General features: G+C 59.9%; 15 protein-coding genes and 1 pseudogene. 11 read left to right on the top strand and 5 right to left on the bottom strand.

Translation table 11 applies throughout. The features are described from left to right. Positions 1-47: 47 nt before the first annotated feature. The gene (locus ACZ5Q2_RS03875; protein ID WP_061331366.1) at positions 48-1478 is read right to left on the bottom strand and encodes a GTPase/DUF3482 domain-containing protein; all 1431 of its coding nucleotides are present in this window, start codon (positions 1476-1478) and stop codon (positions 48-50) included. Next, a complete protein-coding gene (locus ACZ5Q2_RS03870; protein WP_432210436.1) occupies positions 1475-2887 on the bottom strand; it encodes a DUF2868 domain-containing protein in 1413 nt (470 codons plus the stop codon). The genes ACZ5Q2_RS03875 and ACZ5Q2_RS03870 overlap by 4 nt, the downstream gene beginning before the upstream one ends. An 83-nt stretch (positions 2888-2970) precedes the next feature. Between ACZ5Q2_RS03870 and ACZ5Q2_RS03865 the strand changes: the two genes are divergently transcribed. Further along, the gene (locus ACZ5Q2_RS03865) at positions 2971-3330 is read left to right on the top strand and encodes a DUF6164 family protein (RefSeq protein WP_432210437.1); all 360 of its coding nucleotides are present in this window, start codon (positions 2971-2973) and stop codon (positions 3328-3330) included. Here the strand turns inward: ACZ5Q2_RS03865 and ACZ5Q2_RS03860 are convergent. Beyond that, complete coding sequence (locus ACZ5Q2_RS03860; protein ID WP_227510093.1) at positions 3307-4227, bottom strand: alpha/beta hydrolase; 921 nt, start codon at positions 4225-4227, stop codon at positions 3307-3309. The genes ACZ5Q2_RS03865 and ACZ5Q2_RS03860 overlap by 24 nt on opposite strands. A 472-nt stretch (positions 4228-4699) precedes the next feature. Between ACZ5Q2_RS03860 and ACZ5Q2_RS03855 the strand changes: the two genes are divergently transcribed. The 10 genes and pseudogenes from ACZ5Q2_RS03855 (at position 4700) to ACZ5Q2_RS03810 (ending at position 17474) form a co-directional block, all read left to right on the top strand. Next, complete coding sequence (locus ACZ5Q2_RS03855; protein ID WP_061331436.1) at positions 4700-6112, top strand: sigma-54 interaction domain-containing protein; 1413 nt, start codon at positions 4700-4702, stop codon at positions 6110-6112. A 321-nt stretch (positions 6113-6433) separates the two neighbouring features. Beyond that, a complete protein-coding gene (locus tag ACZ5Q2_RS03850; protein ID WP_061331363.1) occupies positions 6434-7519 on the top strand; it encodes a TRAP transporter substrate-binding protein in 1086 nt (361 codons plus the stop codon). Between the two features lie 76 nt (positions 7520-7595). Next, positions 7596-8210: a TRAP transporter small permease subunit gene (locus tag ACZ5Q2_RS03845; RefSeq protein ID WP_197463808.1), complete on the top strand. Its 615-nt coding sequence runs from the start codon at positions 7596-7598 to the stop codon at positions 8208-8210. Positions 8211-8225: 15 nt separating this feature from the next. Further along, positions 8226-9596 (top strand): TRAP transporter large permease, encoded by a 1371-nt coding sequence (locus ACZ5Q2_RS03840; RefSeq protein ID WP_061331362.1) that lies wholly within the window; start codon positions 8226-8228, stop codon positions 9594-9596. A 57-nt stretch (positions 9597-9653) separates the two neighbouring features. Next, positions 9654-10433, top strand: a complete 780-nt coding sequence (locus tag ACZ5Q2_RS03835; protein WP_061331361.1) for a 3-hydroxybutyrate dehydrogenase — start codon at positions 9654-9656, stop codon at positions 10431-10433. Between the two features lie 16 nt (positions 10434-10449). Then, a complete protein-coding gene (locus ACZ5Q2_RS03830; RefSeq protein WP_374787096.1) occupies positions 10450-12438 on the top strand; it encodes an acetoacetate--CoA ligase in 1989 nt (662 codons plus the stop codon). 174 nt (positions 12439-12612) lie between these two features. Continuing rightward, complete coding sequence (locus ACZ5Q2_RS03825; RefSeq protein WP_374787095.1) at positions 12613-14172, top strand: S-type pyocin domain-containing protein; 1560 nt, start codon at positions 12613-12615, stop codon at positions 14170-14172. Beyond that, positions 14172-14429, top strand: a complete 258-nt coding sequence (locus ACZ5Q2_RS03820) for a bacteriocin immunity protein (RefSeq protein WP_106694168.1) — start codon at positions 14172-14174, stop codon at positions 14427-14429. The genes ACZ5Q2_RS03825 and ACZ5Q2_RS03820 overlap by 1 nt, the downstream gene beginning before the upstream one ends. Before the next feature lie 78 nt (positions 14430-14507). Then, positions 14508-14765, top strand: a pseudogene (locus tag ACZ5Q2_RS03815) (acetoacetate--CoA ligase); the annotation flags it as partial. 465 nt (positions 14766-15230) lie between these two features. Then, positions 15231-17474: an NADP-dependent isocitrate dehydrogenase gene (locus ACZ5Q2_RS03810; protein WP_061331359.1), complete on the top strand. Its 2244-nt coding sequence runs from the start codon at positions 15231-15233 to the stop codon at positions 17472-17474. Positions 17475-17570: 96 nt separating this feature from the next. Here ACZ5Q2_RS03810 and ybaK read toward each other — a convergent pair whose 3' ends face one another. Then, complete coding sequence (gene ybaK / locus ACZ5Q2_RS03805) at positions 17571-18041, bottom strand: Cys-tRNA(Pro) deacylase (RefSeq protein ID WP_061331358.1); 471 nt, start codon at positions 18039-18041, stop codon at positions 17571-17573. Positions 18042-18098: 57 nt separating this feature from the next. Continuing rightward, positions 18099-19403 carry a DSD1 family PLP-dependent enzyme gene (locus ACZ5Q2_RS03800; RefSeq protein WP_061331357.1) on the bottom strand — a complete coding sequence of 435 codons (1305 nt, stop codon included), beginning with the start codon at positions 19401-19403 and terminating at the stop codon, positions 18099-18101. Positions 19404-19405: the final 2 nt, after the last annotated feature.

The raw sequence follows: 19405 nt of genomic DNA, 5'->3' as shown, positions 1-19405 counted from the left end.
CATTCCTCATTGTGTGATGGAATAGCCGTACAGTATAAACATGCCGGTTAAGGCCGATTCAACCGCCAATCGTCGTAAACCATCATGGCATGCTCAATGGCGGTTGCCAGAATCTGTCGTTGCTGGTGGCCGAGAGATTTTCGCTTGCGACAACGGTCGAAGGCTTTCTGGATCTCCCGGCGACTGTGTTTATCGAGCCGCTCCAGCCAGTGCTGATCGGCCGGTTCCAGCTCCAGCAGGTCCCGTCCGGCGTGGTTCCGGTGGCTGATGTGCCACCAGTGATCTACTGCCCTGCCCAATACAACATAGCCGAACTGGCTGTCCTGTACGGGGCCGAACGTGGCGCTTTTCAAACCGTCTTTCAGGGGGCCGATGTTCAGTGCCGGGAGCAGCAGCCGGTCACCGTAAAAGTAGCTGCCGGCGGCACCGATCAGCCCACCCACCAGGGCTCCGGTGCCAAGGGAGGTGCCGAAGGTCGCGGCGTCAATGCCGGCACCCCCGACCGCACCCGCACCAAAGCCGGCCCCGGCCAGATACTTCTTGCTGACCGCCCAGTGTTTCCGGGTGTCTTCGGAGAACAGGTCGTGCTGGTTGGCCCATTCCAGCTCTGCCTCCTGGCGCTGGATACGTTGATGCTGGTACAGGTGTTCAATGTTCACCCGCAGGGTCTGTTCGCGCTGGCGCTGATGCCGATACCAGCGGTCCCGCAGGGTTTCAGCCAGGGAAGCATCACTGATGCTGGCCACCTGATCCAGGGTGAGTGTGCGCTTCTCCTGATAGGCCATCATGTCTTCCAGGGCCCGCGCGATTAGGCCGGCGGCCTGGTGGCGGCGCTGTTGTCGTTGCTGGGCCAGCAGGTCGGTGGCCCGGGCGAGGGTCTGCTCCCAGTCCGGTTCAAGCTGTCCGAAGGCTTTGAGCAGGCTGAGATGCTGCTCGAATGGGGCGCGAACGGCGTCGAACTTGCGGACAACCTGAAAGAACTGGCCGAGTGCGGCCTGCCAGGTATCGCTGTAGTCGTCATCACCGATGCTGTTGATCAGGGCCAGGCTTGGCCGGCCAGTCCAACGCAGGATGGTCATTTCAGCCTCGTGCTCGGTACTGTAGGGCACGGAACCATCCACCACGTAAATGATCCCGGCGCCTTCGATAACGGGTGTCAGCAATTCGCATTCATCCACGTAGCGATCGTCGCCCTGGTGCTGGAGCACGAACGCCCGGACGGTTTCCGGATGGTCGGAGGCCGACAGGCTGTGGGCTTCCAACCACTGCAGTACCCGCCGGGGTCGCTGGAAGCCGGGGGTGTCGACCAGGGTGTACAGCTGCTGGCCATCAACACTGAGCGGGTAGGCCTGTCGGGCCCGGGTGGTGCCCGGTTCAAGGGCAATGGCGATGGCGTCGTTCTGGGACAGGGTGGCCACCACGCTGGACTTGCCTTTGTTGGGATGGCCGACCACGGCGAAAACCGGCTGCTGGCTCATGGGCTTTCGGTTCCGGTCTGGTAGGGGTTATCCGGCACGGACGGCAGCACGGTGACCTGGGCAAAGCCCGCCGGTAGGCGCTCGGTAAATCGCAACCAGGGTTGGATCAAGTGGTCGGCTGGTGCGCGGTTGGCGTCGGAGGCCAGCGGTAGCACCAGTACACGGGTATCCCCTGGCCACTGCTCCCGGGCATGGTCCAGGAAGTCGTGCAGCTCGCCGGTGGGGGGTTCCCAGCTGCGGGTAACCACCATAACGCTGGGTTCCGGGCTCTCTGACAGGGCCTGCGCCAGGGTTGCCAGCACCCGGTCATCCTCTTCCAGGGAGGCGCGCCCCCCGGCCTTTAGGATCTGGGTCTGGTTACCAAGCAGTTGTTGCGGTAACTCCGGCTCACCGGCACCGGCCCAACAGACAATATGGTCCGTGTCTGATAGTTCGACGGTCTGGGCCCGGGTGGTGGTGTCGGGGAGATCGTCGGCATCGTTATGCTGATTGCCGGTGTCCAGGGTCGGGGTTTCCATGCGCCAGGCCAGCGCCTGCATGCCGGGGTGCTGTTGCAGAAGCTGGCCGGCCTTGTGAATGGTCAGCCAGTGGCTGGCCGCGAGCAGCAGCAGACGGGGCAAGAGCACCCAGGTTAGCCACAGCATGACGACAAACGGCCACCATTGGCCCCATTGCGCCGGAGCTGTGCCGGGGCTGTCCGGCGCCGCCCGGAAAAACCGCGTGGCCTCGACCAGTTCCTGGGACGGCACAGCTGCCGGCAACAGCCAGCCCCAAGGGGTGGCAAGCGCCTGCACCAGTGTGTGATACCCGCCGGCGGCCGTGTCGAGTGTGGTGCTCCAGCCGAAGGCCAGGTCTTGAATAACAAGCAGCACCAGCAAGGTCAGAAGCCCTGTGGTGGCGAACGCGGTGCCGCCGGCGTGGGCGGCACGGGCCATCAACAGCGGTTGCAATTGTGCCAGGGTTTGCCCCGGCAGCTGCGGCTGCAACCGCCGTTGCAACCAACCCCAGGGCTGCCAGCCGGCAACCGCCTGGACGGTGGTTGCGGCAGCCAGCAACAGCTGCAGCAGCACAAAGGCCAGGAACACGGTGATATTGATGCGCTGGCCGCCATCGTAGAACAGCAGGCCGGCCATGGTAATCACCCCGAACAGCGCGCCGGCTGCGATAAAACCACGCTGGATCCGTTGCCACTGCAACTCGAGCTTGTGGTTCGCCAGGCTTGCACTGCCGGGGCCGCTGAGTCGCTGCATGTGTGCCAGCCAGGCCGCTGCGTCGGGGCGAATGCCCTGCTGTTCGCAGTCCAGTGCAAAACGCCGGTCCCGGCGGTGCAGAAAGGCGGGGGCTTGCTCCCTGTCGCGCTGGATGCGGTCATCAAACTCCAGCAGCAGACGAAGGGGGTGGTGGCTCATGCAGAATCCTGTTGCATTCGGTCGGTTATGCTTTCCTGCTAGGATATAGCCAACAACGCCCGTTAAGCCAGCCGGAACGCCCTATGCCCCACCACCTGATGAATCTGCGTAACGTACCCGACGACGAGGCCGACGATATCCGCGCCCTGTTCGAAGAGCACGAGGTAAGCTACTACGAAACACCACCCAGCCGCTGGGGCATCAGCATGGGCGGCTTCTGGGTGCATGATGAGGCCGAGGCCGAGCGCGCCCGGGCGCTGTTGGATGACTACCAGGCACGCCGCCTTCAGGCCCAGCGCGAAGACTACCTGGCCCGTTGCCAGCGTGGTGAAACCGGGCTCTGGTATCAGTTTCGACGCCGGCCGGTCACCTTCCTGGCGGCACTCATCGCCATTGCCGTTATTCTCGGGTTGAGCCTGTTACCGTTCATTCGCCTGGGCTGATTGTGGCCCGGCGCCCTGGCGAGCCAGGAACCGGGCCGCCTGATCGACCGCATTGCCGGCGGTCAGAAAGCTGGTGACATGGCCCCGCAGGCGCATCCGGTAGATCTCGTGATACACCCCCTGGGCATCCAGGGCCTCGGCAAAACGCTCGGCCTGACTGAACGGAACCAACATATCCATGGTGCCGTGAAACAGGAAAAACGGCGGCGTTGCTGCACTCACATGGGTAACCGGAGACGCCCGTTGGTAACGATCGGGTTGTTCTTCCAATTCAGCCCCCAGAAGCTGACGCAATAGCCGGCCAGAGCCAAAGGCGGGCAAGTCCGCTGGAAGCCCGCCGGCCACCGCAGCCTTTAGAGCTGTTTCCGGGCCGCCATGGGGCCTGTTCAGATCACTGTCGGTGCTGGCCACGGTGGCCAGCAGGGCCACCAGGTGAGCGCCCGAGGAGAAGCCGAAGCCAGTGACCCGGGAGGTGTCCAGGCCATAGCGGCCGGCATTCCGGTTCAGCCAGTGGCGGGCGATCTGCAGGTCGTGCAGCTGCGCCGGAAACGTGAAATCCGGGGCGAACCGGTAATCCACGTTGAGCACGGCGAATCCCTGGCTGGCCAGGGACTCCGCCACCCAGGTCATATCGCTTCGGGAGCGACGCTCCCAACCACCACCATGAACCATCAGAACTACCGGGGCAGGATCAGTGCGCTCAGGCACGTAGAGATCGGCGTACAGCGGCTCTGGCCAGGTATCCGGTGAATATTGGAGTGAGGAATGAACGGTGAACCCGGTTTCCGGCAGGGTAACGGAGTGTGATGGCGTTGGCTGGTGGCTGGCGCAACCTGTCAGGAACAGGGCGGACATAGCCATGATGGCGCTGATATACCTGACATTACGAACGATCACCCCCCTGCCTCCTTAAGGCTTACCAATTATTCCGATGATACGAGCTGCCGCTGAAGATGGATGTTGATGGGGTATGTGTCCGGTTCGCAGGACGCTGTCTGAAAAGCCGGACACGTCTGAGAAGGCCGCATTGCCGGGGATCGAAGGTGATTTGAGCCTGTGCATGTCCGGAAATCCGGAAGCTTTCACCTGTTGACTCTTTGCTTTTTGAGATTAAATCAATAAAAACAGTCGGTTGGGGTGTTGGCACAGGATCCGCAAGGGCATGTTTGCCTCCCGTGAGGCGTTTCCAAAAACAACAAACAAGGAACGATCATGAAACCCATAGTGATCTGGCCCTGATCGAGGCCGAGCTGCCGACTTTCGATTTGCCCCCGGACCGGGGGCTTTCTATACTTCCGTGACTACGTCCGGAAATCCGGACGCCCAGGGTTGCCCCATGAACCAATTCCGGCCCGTGAGTACGCGGTACATGACCGAGCTGTTTACCGATAAAAACAAGAGTGGTCTGACAAGAGACCTGATAGAAGCGCTGTTTCCCATGTTTGAGGAAGCCAGTGCCGGTGCCATTGCCGTGGACCGGCATACCCGGATTACCTGGATTAACAGCAGCTATTCCCACCTGCTGGGCCTTGGCGACCCAGCCCAGGCAATCGGCAAACCGGTGCGCCAGGTGATACCCCAAACCCGAATGCCGGAGGTGGTCGAAACCGGCAAACCCCTGCTGTTGGACATCATGGAACACAACCAGCAGCAGTTGGTGGTTACCCGGCTGCCCTATTACGACCAGCAGGGTGAGATCGAGGGGGCGGTTGCCTTCGTCCTTTATGATGACCTGCAACCGCTGACGCCACTGGTATCAAAATACCGTCGCCTGCACCGTGATCTCGCCGCCGCCCGCAAGGCGCTGGCGAAGAAGGCCCGGGGCACCCGTTACAGCCTTGGAGACTTTGTTGGTGGCAGTCCCGCTGCCCTGGAAGTCAAACGGCGTGCCCGTCTGGCCGCTGGCCGGGACATGCCAGTGCTGCTGCTGGGAGAAACCGGTACCGGCAAGGAGGTTCTGGCCCAGGCGATCCACGCGGTATCGCCCCGGGCCGACAAACCCTTCGTTGGGGTGAACGTGGCGGCCATTCCGGAAAATCTGCTGGAAGCGGAGTTTTTTGGTGTGGCGCCGGGTGCCTATACCGGAGCTGACCGGCGTACCCGTGATGGCAAGTTTCAACTGGCCAACGGGGGCACCCTGTTCCTGGACGAAGTGGGCGACATGCCGCTGCCGTTGCAGGCGAAACTGCTGCGGGCCCTCCAGGAGGGGGAAATCGAACCCCTGGGTTCAAACAAGGTGGCCAATGTGGATGTTCGGGTCATCGCGGCAACCAGCCGGAATCTGGAATCGATGATTGCTGAGGGCAGTTTTCGGTCAGACCTCTATTACCGCCTGAACGTGCTGGAAATCAACATACCGCCGCTACGGGACCGCTTGGCGGATCTCGGGGTGCTGTGCGAGGCGCTGCTGGGTGAAATCTGCGAGGGCCAGGGGCTGCGGGGGGAAATTACCGATGCCGGGGTGGCGGCTCTTGGCAGCTATGACTGGCCGGGCAATATCCGGGAATTGCGCAACGTGCTGGAGCGGGCGTTGACCATGAGTGAGGATGGCGACCTGCTGGATGCCGATGCCATCTTCAAGGTATTGCCGAGGGCGAGCCAGCGCACTGTGCCGGCCATGGCGCCCAGGCCGGTGCGGCCGCTCGCCCAGACCCTGGCCGAGGCGGAGGCACAGGCCATCGAGCAGGCGCTGCTGGCCTGCCGGGGTAACCGTACCAAGGCCGCCCGTCTGCTGGGCATTTCCCGGTCGGTTTTCTATGAAAAACTGGCGAAGCTGTCCTGAATCCAAGACATATGTCCTGTTTTTAGGACACTTCACTCCGACCAAGGTCTTGAAGTGTCCGGTCAGCCAGACGCTCCGATGTTTCTGGAATATGGGGGAAGATCATAATTAATTGATAAATAAAGACTTTGTTTGGATGGCACGGTGTCTGCTATAGCCTGAATGCAGGACGTCAGAACAACGCTCGAAAACAACACTGGCGCACATTCGTTGGACCCGAACCGGTCAGTCGCGGTTTCGTGCGTTGTCTGATTCAACTCAGACCAGCCTTTCGGCACCAAGACCGAAAGGTGGATGACAACAACAAGAAGGATCCATTTCATGTCGATCAAGCAAAAGCTCTCGCGTCTTACCTATGGTATTACCGCTGCGGCTGTGATTTCCGGCAGCCTGATCAGCAGCGATGCCCTGGCATCGGAACGAGTCCGTTGGCAGGTGCCCCTGGCATTCCCGTCGCATCTGATAGGCCTGACTACCCCGGTCAAACACCTGACTGAGAACCTGAAAGCGGTTTCTGGCGGCAATATCCAGCTTCGTTACTATGAGCCGGGCGAGCTGGTACCCCCGTTTGAAATCATGGAATCCGTCAGCACAGGCAAGTACCCCGCCGGTTACACCTGGGTGGGTTACGATCAGGGTACTATTCCCGCGTTGCCGTTGTACTCTGGCGCCCCCTTCAACATGGAACCCCCTGCCTACCTGGCCTGGTATTACCAGGGTGAGGGCCGCGAGTTACTTGAAGAAATCTACGCCAAACGCAACATCCATCCCATGCTGTGTTCCATCATCGGCCCCGAGGGAGCCGGCTGGTTCGCCAAGCCGATCGAAAGTCTGGATGACATTGATGGCCTGAGAATCCGCTTTGCCGGCATCGGTGGCAAGGTACTGGAAAAGCTGGGTGCATCAGTCACCATGATTCCGGGCGGTGAGCTGTATCAGGCCCTGGAGCGCAAGACCATCGATGCCACCGAGTTCTCCCAGCCAGCCATCGACAAGATGCTGGGCCTGGACCAGATCATCAAGAACTACATCATGCCGGGTTGGCACCAGACTCTGACCACTTCTCACCTGCTGGTGAACAAGGACGTCTGGAACAAGCTCAAGCCTGAAACCCGCGCCGTGATCGAAATGGGCTGCGAATCGGCAACCCTGAAAGGCTTCGCCGAAAGTGAATGGGCCCAGCCCACCGCCCTGCGGGATTACGAGAAGGAAGGCGTAAACGCCCAGACTCTGCCGGAGCCGGTACTGCGTGAGCTGCAGAAAGTCACCAACGAAGTACTGGACGAGATCGCAGCCGGAGACGAAATGTTCCGTCGCGTTCTGACCAGCCAGCGTGAGTTTATGGAACACCACTCCATCTGGCACTCCAAGGGCTACCTGCCCCGGGACTTCTATCAGTACGACTGATACCGAGTCCTGAACCTGTGGATGCCGGCGTTGCCGGCATCCACCCCGAATTTTCCCTGATTATGTCGAGGTGATTGTGACTCACGAGCACGAATCCCCCAAGGCGCCCGTGCCTGCTCAGGCGGGGTCTGGCCTGCCCTACAACCGGTTGTCCTGGTGGCTGGACCGGTTTGTGGCTGGCGTTGGCAAGCTCAGTTCCTGGCTATGGATTGCCGTGCTGGTGGTGGTGCTGGCCAACGTGTTCAGCCGTTTCATTCTCAATGCCGGATCGATCTGGCTTGAGGAATTGTCCTGGCACTTCTTCGGTGCCGCCATGATGCTCACCCTGGGCTTTGCGGTGGTGAAAGACGATCACGTTCGGGTGGACGTGTTGCGGGAACGGTTTTCCCTGAAATGGCAGGCGAGAATAGAGCTGGCGGCCATCTTGTTACTGGCGCTGCCCATCGTCTACCTGATGGTGGAAACCCTGATTCCCTACGCCTACAGCTCTTATGTGTACAACGAGCGTTCCCAGGCCCCCAGCGGCCTGCCCTATCGCTTCATCTTCAAGAGCGTGCTGCCCATCGGCATGACCCTGGTGGGTATTGCCCTGGCTTCCCGGGCCCTGCGTTGCTGCACGCTGCTGTTCCGATTTCCCCGCGAGATTGCCACGCCCGAGGGCTATGGCAACGGCGAACACCCGCATCCGTAACGAGGCACAAGAATCATGGGCTTGGAAACACTTCTGGTTATTGCCATGTTCGCCGCCTTCATGGTGCTGTTGCTGCTGGGTTTTCCAGTGGCCTGGTCATTGGCGGGCATAGGCCTGGTGTTTGCCGTACTGGCGAACTTTCTGATTGAACATTTTGATGCCGACCTCTGGTTCACCTGGAACGGCACCATCGGCGTCCTGGATGCCCGATTGTATGGAGTGGTGGCCAATGAACTGATGGTGGCGCTACCGCTGTTTATCTTTATGGGCATCATGCTCGACCGCTCCGGCATTGCCGAGAAGCTGATGCACAGCCTGGTGCGGGTACTCGGCCCGCTGCGCGGTGGCTATGCCATTACCGTGGTAATTGTCGGTGTGCTGCTGGCGGCTTCTACCGGTATTGTCGGGGCTTCGGTGGTGTTGTTGGGCATGTTGTCCCTGGGGCCGATGATGCAGGCCCAGTACAACAAATCCCTGGCGGTGGGTACGGCGTGTTCCGTGGGCACCCTGGGTATTCTGGTGCCCCCCAGCATCATGCTGGTGTTGATGGCGGATCGTTTGGGCACGTCCGATGCGTCTGTCGGTAAGCTGTTCATGGGAGCGCTGATTCCGGGCCTGATGCTCGGCGCCATGTATATCCTGTACATCCTGATTGCCTCCTTCATCAAAAAGGACCTGGCCCCGGCGCCGAAAAACCGGGAGCCGCTGGATCTCAGGGCGCTTCTCGATGTATTCCTGGCAGTGGTGCCGCCCATGGCGCTGATCATTGCGGTGCTGGGTTCCATTTTCTTTGGCATTGCCACCACCACCGAAGCCTCGGCCGTGGGGGCGTTCGGGGCCCTGCTGATGGCGCTTCTGAGCCGGCGTCTTAACGTCAAGGTACTGCGGGAATCCCTGTACCAGACCAGCCGCACCACGGCCTTTATCTTCGGCATCTTTATCGGCGCCACGGTATTTGCTGCCGTCCTTCGCGGCCTGGGCGGCGATGATGTGATTCGCGATGCCATTACCGGTTTGCCGTTCGGCACCACTGGCATTCTGATCACCGTGCTGTTCATTACCTTCCTGCTGGGCTTCTTCCTGGACTGGGTGGAAATCACCCTGATCATTCTGCCCCTGGTTGCCCCTGTGGTGTTCTCCCTTGGCGTGGAGCCGGTGTGGTTTGCGGTGATGTTCGCCATCTGTCTGCAGACCTCGTTCCTGACCCCGCCGGTTGGTTTCTCCCTGTTTTACATCAAGGGTGTTTGCCCACCGGGGATCACCACACGCCATATCTACCTGGGGGTGCTGCCGTTTATTGCCCTGCAGGTGCTCGGACTGGCGTTGGTTTTCTGGTTCGAACCCCTGGCCACCTGGCTGCCCAACGAAGTCTACGGAGGTCGTTGATATGACCGCCCTGTACAAGACCAATAACAAACCGATCATCAACAAGGAGACAGTGTGATGCGTCTTCACAACCAAGTTGCACTCATCACCGGCGCCGGCCGGGGCATTGGCCGGGCCATTGCCGAACATTACGCCCGCGAAGGCGCCCGGGTAGCGGTCGCGGACCTGACGCTGGAAAGTGCCGCCGACACCGTCGCTGCCATCGAGCAGGCGGGCGGCACGGCCATGGCCCTGGCCATGGATGTCACCGATGAGCAGGCGGTGGACCAGGGGGTTGCCGCCATCATTGAGCAATGGGGCCGGCTCGATGTGGCCCTGGCCAACGCCGGCATCCAACACATTGACCCGGTGCATAAACTGGCCTTTGCCGACTGGAGCAAGGTGATGAACGTGCACCTGGACGGCGCCTTCCTGGTGACCCGCGCCGCCTTGCGCCAGATGTACACCCAAGGTGGGGGTACTATGCTGTATATGGGCTCGGTACACTCGGTGGAAGCCTCGCCGCTGAAAGCGCCCTATGTAGCCGCCAAGCACGGCATGCTGGGCCTGTGCCGGGCGGTGGCGAAAGAGGGTGCCGAGCATGGGGTACGTAGCAACATCATCTGCCCCGGCTTTGTACGCACCCCGCTGGTGGACAAGCAGATCCCAGAGCAGGCCAAAGAGCTGGGCATTTCCGAGGAAGAAGTGATCAGCAAGGTGATGCTCAAGAACACGGTGGACGGCAAGTTCACCACCCTCGAAGACGTATCAGAGCTGGCGGTGCACCTGGCGGCCTTCCCGTCCGCCGCCCTCACTGGCCAGTCGATCGTGGTCAGCCACGGCTGGCACATGCAGTAATTTTCTGGAGAGACGGATGAGCAACACAGAACAATCACCGGTTGTCTGGACCCCGAGCCAGGAAACCCTCACCGGTTCCCGAATGGGCCAGTTCCAGGCCTGGCTTGAGCAACAGGGCTTTGGCCCGTTTGCCGATTACCACGCCCTGCACCAGTGGTCGATCACCGAACTGGACACCTTCTGGCAGAAAGTCTGGGATTATTGTGGCCTGGTCTGCGACACCCCCGCCAAGCGGGTGCTGGGCCGCCGTGAGATGCCCGGCGCCGAATGGTTCCCCGGCATGAAACTGAATTTTGCCGCCAACCTGCTGCGGCTGGCGGACGGCGATCATGCTGACAAAGAAGCCGTGGTGGCCTACTGCGAAACCCGCCCGGTACTGCGCAAGACCTACGCCGAACTGAAAGCCGACGCCGGCGCCCTGGAAGCCTTCCTGCGCAGCAGAGGCATCCAGAAGGGCGAACGCGTGGCTGGCGTGGTCACCAACGGCTACGAAGCCCTTGTGGGCATGCTCGCCGCCACCAGCTTGGGCGCCATCTGGAGCTCCGCGTCGCCGGACTTCGGCATTGGTGCCATCAACGACCGCTTCGGCCAGATCGAACCCTCCGCGTTGATCGTGGTGAATGGCTACGGCTATGGCGGAAAGGTGTTTGCCCGCCAGGACGACTTTGCCGAATTGATCGCTGGCCTGCCGTCCCTGAAAGTGGTGGTCAGCGTAGCGCAACTGCCAGATGAAGCCCCGATCCCCGGCGAGATGGTCACCACCTGGGACGATGCCCTGAAAGCCGGAGAAGGTCAGGCACCTTCCTTTACCCCAGTCGACCCTGATCACCCGGTTTACATCCTCTATTCCTCCGGCACCACCGGCAAACCCAAGTGCATCGTGCACGGCACCGCCGGCTTGCTGGTTAACCATGCCAAAGAGCTTATGCTGCACGGCGACGTGGGCCCGGACGACCGCTTCCTCTACTTCACCACCTGCGGCTGGATGATGTGGAACTGGCAGGCCTCCGCCCTGATGACCGGCGCCGCCGTGATTACCGTTGACGGTTCCCCGGGTTACCCGAGCCTGAATTTCCTGTGGGAGACCGTGGCCAAAGAGCGGGTCACCCACTACGGCACCAGCGCCCGTTTCATCGCCGGCTGCCGCAAAGCCGAACTGCAACCGGCGAAAACCCTGGACCAGAGCCACCTGCGCGTGGTCTTCTCCACCGGCTCCCCACTGCTGCCGGAAGACTACGACTGGGTTTACAGCGATGGCGCCTCCAATGTACTGCTCGGCTCCATCGCCGGCGGCACCGACATCTGCGGCTGCTTTGTGGGATCGACCCCACTGCTGCCGGTACGAAGAGGCGAAATCCAGTGCCGCTTCCTGGGCGTGGACGCCGTGGCCTACGGCGACGACGGCCAGCCGGTCAGCGAAGGCCGGGGCGAACTCGTTTGCCGCCAACCCCTGCCCTCCATGCCCGTCAGCTTCTGGCAGGACCCGGACGGCGAACGCTACAACGACGCCTACTTCAACACCTTCCCCGGCGTCTGGGCCCACGGCGACTTTATCGAATTCACCGAACACGGCGGCGCCATCATCTACGGCCGCTCGGACGCCACCCTTAACCCCGGCGGCGTCCGAATCGGCACCGCGGAAATCTACCGCCAGGTAGAAACCATCAGCGAGGTCAAAGACAGCCTCGTAGTCGGCCGCCAGATCGACGGCGACGTGGAAGTGGTCCTGTTCGTAGTCCCGGCCGACGGCCAGACCGTCACCGACGACCTGATCAAAACCCTGAAAACCCGAATCCGAGAAGGCGCCAGCCCCCGGCACGTACCCAAACACATCGTCGAAGTGCCCGACATTCCCTACACCCGCAGTGGCAAAAAAGTGGAACTCGCGGTGGCCCGGCTGGTCAATGGCTCAAGTAAAGCGGACAACCGGGATGCCCTTGGCAATCCGGAAGCCTTGGACCGGATACGTGAGCGGTTGGTGGAGACTGGTTTGCTCGCAAGGTGATTTGATCTGCCAGGGATGGCCATGAATGCAATGCTTCTGGTTAGCGAGGGCCGGCTTACGACTTAGTACCACGAGTGTTCCGGATGTAGGCTTGGACTCGCTCGGTGATTCAGGTACATTTGCCAACACTACAGGCATGGATTGTGCCGATTAACACCTTGTGGATACACGGACGTGACCAAAATAGCAGACCCGCACTCGCTTGCGCTTCACGAAGCGTTGATGATCGAGGGTGGCTGGGATCAGTACTCCGATAAGGAACTGGCCAGCTACCTTTCGAGCTCCAATTTCACCTCTGCCCGATTAAGAGACCAGCTTGCCAGTGGCGAGTTGGTGTTGCTCAAAGAGATCCCTGCGGCTCCCGTTTTCAGGCTGGTATCCGGGCGCATTGTTCCCACGGAAAGCACCTCTGCAGCCATTGCAGAGAATGCCATCACGGCCTTCGAAAAACGCTTTGGTGACCGGCAAGCGTTTCCTTCCAGAGGCACCGCCTACGCTCATTCCGATAGCCTGCCACCACCGCCCAAGCTCGACTACACGCCGGAACGCCCGGTGATTGAGCCACCCCCCGAGCCTCTACCCCCGCCGGTGGTGATCTCGGAAAACTTTGGGCTTCCGCCCCTGGGGCCCAAGGTATTCGCCAAGTCCTGCACCCGGCCCTCCGGGGATACCGACAGTAATGAGGGACAGGAAAAGGCCAGTAACTTTGGCACCCTTGCGATGCTTGCCCCCGCCACGGTCACCAGCCCTGGGGCAAACGGCTTGCGGCCGCTGGGCTTGATCTCTGGTTCGGCAACGAGACTGGCAAAAGGCTGGGCCATGGCCGCGCGAATTGGTGCCGGAGTACTCAGCACCGCCGGCAGTGCAGTGCTGTTGGCACTCTGGCCATCCAAATTGGGCGACAGCACCCTGTACACCGAGGAAGAACTGCTTGAGATGGCTGAGGCGGCCATTCGGGTGCGTTTTCATCTGCACGTGGATGCCACCGGAAACCTCCGGGTGGCCGGCTATCACGTCAACGACAGCACGGGATACAAAGACCGGGTTCCGGTTGCTCACGCAGAGCTCAAGGGCGAGAATTTTGAAGTGGTGGTTGATGACGACTTCACCCTCGTCTGGTACCCGGATGACAGCGGCCACCGCCCGGTAGTGAGCACCGAATACCCGGCGGATTCCGGTATTGATCCCTACAGCATTCTGGTGACACCCATCCAGGATGATGGCCAGGAACATTCGCCACCCGGCTACCAGCAGCCCTTTGAGGATCAGGTTGAGCTGATCGTGAGCTTTCCGGCGGACAGCGGGATTGAGCCGTTGTATTTGGTTTTCCGGAAGACTGCTCGCGATGAACGAGGGGTGGTCACTGGAAGTGGAGAAGAAATTACCGGAATCTGGTTAGAGAATGCCTCAAGAGATCTTGGAGCGCCGATACCTGCGCAGATTGCGGATCGGCTCAGGGGGCGTGAATTTGCGAATTTTGACCGGTTCCGTGAGGACTTTTGGCTTGAGGTGGCAAAGGATACAGAACTCATGGGGCAGTTCAGTTCTCGAAATCAAAAAACCATCAGGGCCGGCAGAGCTCCTTTTACAAGGCTTAATGATCAAGCCGGAAAAAGGAACCGGTTTGAAATTCACCATGTAGAAGAAATAGGAAACGGGGGCGCCGTATACGACGTTGAAAATTTGAGAGTGGTAACCCCCTTCAGGCATATTCAGGTCCACCGGAGGACATAATGAAACTGCAAAAAAAGCGATTGAGTGACTATACCGAAGAAGAGTTCATTGCTGCTCTAAACTGGTTTTGGAATGAGGATATTACTGAAGATGAGGAAAGTCAGTTTGTTGACCAATTCAATGAGCTGGTTGAGCACCCTGCAAAAAGCGATCTGATTTTCTATCCAGAGACTGACCGCGAGGATTCTCCCCAAGGCATCGTTAATGAGATCAAGAGGTGGTACCACGAAAAGGGAAGAGTCTGTTTTCGTGAGTAGGGATCAAAGTATCAGAGCCTGTCAATAAATCTGGGTAACATTCCAACTAGGTATGGCCCCCCCGTCATCAACGTCGCCGGCCAGACTGTCACCGACGACCTGATCAAAACCCTGAAAACCCGAATCCGCGAAGGCGCCAGCCCCCGGCACGTACCCAAACACATCGTCGAAGTGCCCGACATTCCCTACACCCGCAGTGGCAAAAAAGTGGAACTCGCGGTGGCCCGGCTGGTCAATGGCTCAAGTAAAGCGGACAACCGGGATGCCCTTGGCAATCCGGAAGCCTTGGACCGGATACGTGAGCGGTTGGTGGAGGTGGGGTTATTACCCGACTGAATCAGGATAAATGTGAGCGAGAGATGCACCAACACGGGCTGTTTTGTTGACAAAACAGCCCGTGTCTGCGAACCCTGAGACGATGTCATCGGACTACCCGTACAGCGTTTGAGAGTGACAGGGGGAGGGTTTTCCAAAACCTTGCGGAGCCATGGATGGCGGAGCAGAGCTTACAGGGAAGTATTCACAGCGTGTTTTGGAAAACCCTCCCCCTGGCACGCTGACACCACACCTGATAAATGTTAGAAAGTTTCGTAAATTCCCGCCATTTCATCGTCCTGTAACCGAAGATCAGGCATTTTTAGTCCGTTCTTATACTAAGATCGTAACCAAAGTTTGGTAAAAAATGCTATCTTAGTAGGTCTATCAAAAGTTCCGAATCAGTCATCGGCATAACCAGCCGTTCACAAGACGCCTGACCGTGCCATGACCGTCCTGAACCCACCCATTTGCCTGAGGACGAAAATGACAACATCCAAAGCCAAGATTGTCTACACACTGACCGATGAGGCCCCCGCCCTCGCCACCCGGTCACTGCTTCCCATCCTGGAAACCTTCGCCAAGCCGGCTGGTATCGACTTTGAAACCAGCGACATCTCTCTTGCGGCGCGTATTCTGGCAGGCTTCCCGGACTACCTCGAAGAAAACCAGCGCGTTCCGGATGCCCTGGCTGAATTGGGTGAGTACACCAAGGATCCGGACGCCAACATCATCAAGCTTCCGAACATCTCCGCGTCCATTCCCCAGCTCCGTGCCGCCATCAAAGAGCTGAACGAACAGGGCTACAAGGTTCCGGAATATAAAGAGCACCCGGAAACCGACGAAGAGAAAGAAATCCACGCCCGTTACTCCAAAGTACTGGGCAGTGCTGTTAACCCGGTACTGCGTGAAGGTAACTCCGATCGCCGTGCGCCGGCTGCGGTAAAAGCCTTTGCCCGCAAGTTCCCCCACAGCATGGGTGAGTGGAGCCCGGCGTCCCGTACACACGTAGCGCACATGCGCGGTGGTGACTTCTACTCCAGTGAGCAATCGGTCACCCTGGACAAGGCCACCAACGCCCACATCGTGTTTGAGAACAAGCAGGGCAAACAGACGGTACTGAAGCCCGACCTGCCGCTGCAGGAAGGCGAAGTGCTGGACGGCATGTTCATGAGCAAGAAGGCTCTGGTGAAGTTTTTCGAAGACGCCATTGCCGACTGCGAGAAAACCGGCGTGATGTTCTCCCTGCACGTTAAAGCCACCATGATGAAAATCTCCCACCCGATCGTGTTCGGTCACGCGGTGAAGGTTTTCTACAAGGAGCTGTTCGACAAATACGGCGACCTGTTCAAGGAAATCGGTGTTAACCCGAACAACGGCTTGTCTTCCGTCATTGAGAAGATCAAGCAGCTGCCGGAGTCCAAGCAGGAGCAGATTCAGGAAGACCTGCACGCGTGCTATGAGCACCGCCCGGAAATTGCCATGGTGGATTCCGTTAAAGGCATCACCAACCTGCACGTACCGAGCGACGTGATTGTCGATGCCTCCATGCCGGCGATGATCCGCAACTCCGGCAAGATGTGGGCCCGTGACGGCAAGCTCAAGGACACCAAGGCGGTTATGCCGGAGTCCACCTACGCCACCATCTACCAGGAAGTGATCAACTTCTGTAAAACCCACGGCGCGTTTGACCCCACCACCATGGGTACCGTACCGAATGTGGGCCTGATGGCGCAGAAAGCCGAAGAGTATGGCTCCCACGATAAGACCTTCGAAATGAAGGAAGACGGCATTGTGCGTGTGGTGGCCGAAGACGGCACCGTACTGACCGAGCACAAGGTTGAAGAAGGCGACATCTGGCGCGCCTGCCAGACCAAAGACCTGCCGATCCGTGACTGGGTCAAGCTGGCGGTTAACCGGGCCCGCTCCAGCGGCACGCCTGCGGTGTTCTGGCTGGACGATGAGCGCGCCCACGATGCCCAGCTGATCAAGAAGGTTGAAAAGTACCTGGCCGAGCTGGACACCGACGGTCTGGAAATCCACATCAAGTCTCCGGTTCGCGCCATCCGCTGGACCATGGAGCGCCTGATTCGTGGTCTGGACACCATTTCTGTCACCGGCAACGTGCTGCGGGACTACCTGACCGACCTGTTCCCGATTCTGGAACTGGGCACCAGTGCCAAGATGCTGTCCATCGTTCCGTTGCTGAACGGCGGTGGCCTGTACGAGACCGGTGCTGGCGGTTCTGCGCCCAAGCACGTACAGCAGCTGATCCAGGAAAACCACCTGCGTTGGGATTCCCTGGGTGAATTCCTGGCCACGGCGGTGTCTCTGGATGAGCTGGGTGAGAAACAGAACAACCAGCGTGCCCGTCTGCTGGGCCAGACCCTGGACAAAGCCACCGAGCGCCTGCTGGAAAATAACCAGTCTCCGTCTCGCGTCACCGGTGAGCTGGATAACCGGGGTTCCCACTTCCACCTGGCTCGTTACTGGGCGGAAGAGCTGTCAAAGCAGGATGATGACAAGGAGCTGAAAGAGTTCTTTGCCAAGTTGTCGAAACAGCTGGAAGAGAACAAGGACAAGATCCTGGAGGAAATGACCGTGGTGCAGGGCCACCCGGCCGATATCGGTGGTTACTACCACCCGCCCATGGAGAAGGTGTGTGAGGTGATGCAGCCAAGCGCGACCTTCAACAAGATCCTGGCCGATGCACGGGACTCCGTGAAGTAAGGCCAGCGGTTCAGCCGGCCGGAGCCTGCTCCGGCCGTGATTGACAAAAACCGGGTTGCCCATGGTCGCCCGGTTTTTTTGTGCTTGCTCCTGCGGTCAATCCTGCTGCAGAGGCACTAACAGGCCATTGGTCAGGCGTGCCAGATCGTCCGGCGTCAGCTCTATCTCGAGTCCACGTTTGCCGGCGCTGACGAACACCGTCGGGAAGTGGTGGGCGGTGCTGTCGATAAACGTTCGGAGCCGTTTTTTCTGGCCCAGAGGGCTGACACCACCCAGCACATAACCGGTGGTTTTCTGGACCAGCTGTTTGTCCGCCATCGTGGCTTTCTTTGCCCCGGCGGCCCTTGCGATCTGCTTGAGGCCCAGCATGGCGGTGACCGGTACAATGCCGACCGCCAGTTCCTTGTCATCCAGGCTCACCACAAGCGTCTTGAATACTTGCTCCGGCGCCACACCCATTTTCGCCGCTGCTTCACCACCGTAACTCTCGGCCGCCGGATCGTGGTCGTACTCATGTATGGTGTAGTTCACTTTGGCCCTCTTGGCCGCAAGAATTCCAGGGGTCATGCAGGGTCCCGTATTGATCGATGGTGGACGGAATTAAAGCATGCACTGCCGGCGACGTCATCCCTCTGGCACCACCGGCCAGTAACGGGAAATTTCCCCCAGTCTGGCATCGAAAACGGCGAGATCGCCGAACTGCAAAAACACAGACTCGCTCTGATGCGGCCTCAGGAATACCCAGTCGTCTTCCTGCAGTGGCACCCCGGCGGCCAGGTTAAGCATCTCCTGATTACTGGACCGTCCGAACACCGGGTTGGTTGTCAGCCCCGCCGGTGACACCGGCCGAGCCTTCCAGTTGCCCCCGTAAATGAAGACCGCCCTGGCCCGGTTGGGGTTCCACAATCGCTGCAGTCGGCCAATGCCCGGTGTGCCGGGAATCCGGTTGGCTTCCTGCAGTTTCAGCACCGGAGTGGCAATGAAAGCCGCAGGCTGGTGGCCCGCCAGGGTGGCCAGGTCGAAATCCGTGGGCATCACCAGGCCGGAGCCGGCCGCCAGTTCGTTGGCGGTAATGGTGTTGGCCCGGCCCTTATATAACTGGTACGTGGTGGAGCCTCCGGTGTTGAAGGTGAGCCCTGCCAGATCACGCCCCAGGGTGTTCCGGGCCAGTGAAACATACCGGTTGTAACGGGCCATGGCCTTTTGCCACAACCAGTCGGTTGGCCCCGGTGCTTTCACGATATGGGGTTCATAACCCATAAAACCGCTGAAGCTCAGCCAGCGGGATTGCTCTATGTCCAACAGCGCCCGGGATAGCAGCTGATCATAGTTGAACCCGCCCCGGTGCAGGCCGATATCCAGTTCCAGGTTCACCCGCATAGGCTCGCTCCGTTGACGGGCCAGTTGCTCGTATTGCGCCAACCGGCGTGGAGAGTCGATCAGCCATTGCAGTTGCTGTCGGGGCTGGAAGTCGTTCTGGTCAGCCTGGTGCCGACCATAGAAACGGGCAGCCGCCGCGACCGGTAACGGTTTGCCCAGCAGAATGTCGGCGTCAGGGATGGAGCTGGCAATCTGGTTGAGGAAAGGCTGGTGAAACAGCATCAGCCGCCGGGTGCCGGTCTTGGCCATCACGTGCTCCAGTAAGGGCACCGAAGGCAGGGATTTCACCACAATCCGGTAGTCGAAGTCGTGGCCAAGGTGTTGTAGCAACACCTGAATGTTGTGGTCCAGGCGTTGCTGGTCAATCACCAGAGTGGGTGTGGCCAGCCCGCTGGCATCCAGCGCCCGGGACAGGGCGCGGAAGTAGTGTGAGTGGCCATCGCGAATAGCCGGGGGCCGGAGCCATGCGGCTGTACCCAGGCCGCCGGCCGCCATCCCGGCCAGAATGAGTTTGCGCCTTTGCTGACGGAACGCTTCGCTGTGAGCCATGG

Source organism: Marinobacter alkaliphilus, assembly GCF_055394375.1.
Note: the sequence above shows the minus strand (reverse complement) of the source record. Positions and strands in the feature narration are given on the sequence as shown.

Bases quoted from the DNA above. Each gene is read 5' to 3' on its own strand.
- ACZ5Q2_RS03800 (WP_061331357.1), bottom strand. From the start codon at position 19,403: ATGGCTCACAGCGAAGCGTTCCGTCAGCAAAGGCGCAAACTCATTCTG.
- ACZ5Q2_RS03820 (WP_106694168.1), top strand. From the start codon at position 14,172: ATGAAACTGCAAAAAAAGCGATTGAGTGACTATACCGAAGAAGAGTTC.
- ACZ5Q2_RS03875 (WP_061331366.1), bottom strand. From the start codon at position 1,478: ATGAGCCAGCAGCCGGTTTTCGCCGTGGTCGGCCATCCCAACAAAGGC.
- ACZ5Q2_RS03840 (WP_061331362.1), top strand. From the start codon at position 8,226: ATGGGCTTGGAAACACTTCTGGTTATTGCCATGTTCGCCGCCTTCATG.
- ACZ5Q2_RS03850 (WP_061331363.1), top strand. From the start codon at position 6,434: ATGTCGATCAAGCAAAAGCTCTCGCGTCTTACCTATGGTATTACCGCT.
- ACZ5Q2_RS03855 (WP_061331436.1), top strand. From the start codon at position 4,700: ATGACCGAGCTGTTTACCGATAAAAACAAGAGTGGTCTGACAAGAGAC.
- ACZ5Q2_RS03865 (WP_432210437.1), top strand. From the start codon at position 2,971: ATGCCCCACCACCTGATGAATCTGCGTAACGTACCCGACGACGAGGCC.
- ACZ5Q2_RS03830 (WP_374787096.1), top strand. From the start codon at position 10,450: ATGAGCAACACAGAACAATCACCGGTTGTCTGGACCCCGAGCCAGGAA.
- ACZ5Q2_RS03835 (WP_061331361.1), top strand. From the start codon at position 9,654: ATGCGTCTTCACAACCAAGTTGCACTCATCACCGGCGCCGGCCGGGGC.
- ACZ5Q2_RS03810 (WP_061331359.1), top strand. From the start codon at position 15,231: ATGACAACATCCAAAGCCAAGATTGTCTACACACTGACCGATGAGGCC.
- ACZ5Q2_RS03870 (WP_432210436.1), bottom strand. From the start codon at position 2,887: ATGAGCCACCACCCCCTTCGTCTGCTGCTGGAGTTTGATGACCGCATC.
- ybaK (WP_061331358.1), bottom strand. From the start codon at position 18,041: ATGACCCCTGGAATTCTTGCGGCCAAGAGGGCCAAAGTGAACTACACC.